1 pseudogene is annotated in these 1,157 nt (G+C 35.2%); it reads left to right on the top strand.

Features of this window, described 5'->3' with window-relative positions:
• Nucleotides 1-148 precede the first annotated feature (148 nt).
• Nucleotides 149-1,157 (top strand): annotated as a pseudogene (locus tag CDG79_RS40555) (ISAzo13 family transposase); the annotation flags it as partial.

The raw sequence follows: 1,157 nt of genomic DNA, 5'->3' as shown, positions 1-1,157 counted from the left end.
GGGACTTCCAGAAAATAAACTATTCCATTAACAATAATGATAATCATTTTAAAGGGGAATGAAGTGGCTGCCGTAGGCAGCCACTTCATTCCCCTTTTGTAGTAATTTAAATAATGACGCTTATTTTTGAGTGTGGTAACTGATGGCCATAGTATTAACTGATTCTCTCAAAAAGTTGTTGATTGAAACTGCATTTCAATTAAAAGGTGCAGCAAAACGAAAATTTATGGCACAGACAGTTCAGGGCTTAGGTTTAGGAGGGCAAAGGCTTGCACAATCAGAATTAGGATGGAATCGAGATACTATTAGGAAAGGAATAAAAGAATTGGAAAGTGGTATTACTTGTGTTGATAACATGAGTGGCAAAGGGCGTTATAAAGCAGAAGAACACTTGCCAAATCTTTTAGAAGATATAAAAAATATAGTAGATTCGCAAAGTCAAACTGATCCTAGTTTTAAAAGTCAAAGACTATATAGCAGACTCAGTGCAGCCGAAGTCAGAAAGCAATTAATTGAAAAATATGGTTATAGTGATGAAATTTTACACACATCAGAAACAATTCGAGTCAAATTAAATAATTTAGGTTACAAGCTCAGAAGGGTAAAGAAAATTCAACCTCAAAAAAAATCCCACAAACTGATGCAATCTTTGAGCAGTTAGACATAATAAATCAAGATGCTTCGGAAGATAAGAGTGTTTTACGTCTAAGTATGGACGCAAAAGCCCGCGTTAAGATTGGCTCATTTGATCGAGGGGGTAAAAGCCGAAATGGAGCGAAAGCTGATGACCATGATTTTAATCCAAAAACAACTGTAACTCCTTATGGTATCTTCCTTCCAGAACTTGATGAGCTATTTTTATACTTTACAGAATCGAAAGTTACAAGCGATTTTATTGTTGATATTTTAGAAGATTTTTGGTTATCAGAAAAGCATCGTTTTTCTGATATTCAAACCCTACTTCTCAATCAAGATAATGGTCCGCAGAATAGTTCACGTCGTACCCAATTTATGAAACGTATAGTAGAGTTTGCCCACAAACATCAAGTAAACATACGTTTAGCTTACTACCCTCCATATCATAGTAAATATAATCCGATAGAAAGGACATGGGCAATACTAGAGAATCATTGGAATGGCAGCATTTTAGATGAAGT

The sequence above is a fragment of the Nostoc sp. 'Peltigera membranacea cyanobiont' 232 genome (assembly GCF_002245985.1).
In the GTDB taxonomy this organism is placed as follows: domain Bacteria; phylum Cyanobacteriota; class Cyanobacteriia; order Cyanobacteriales; family Nostocaceae; genus Nostoc.
This window is presented reverse-complemented; position numbering and strand designations above follow the sequence as displayed.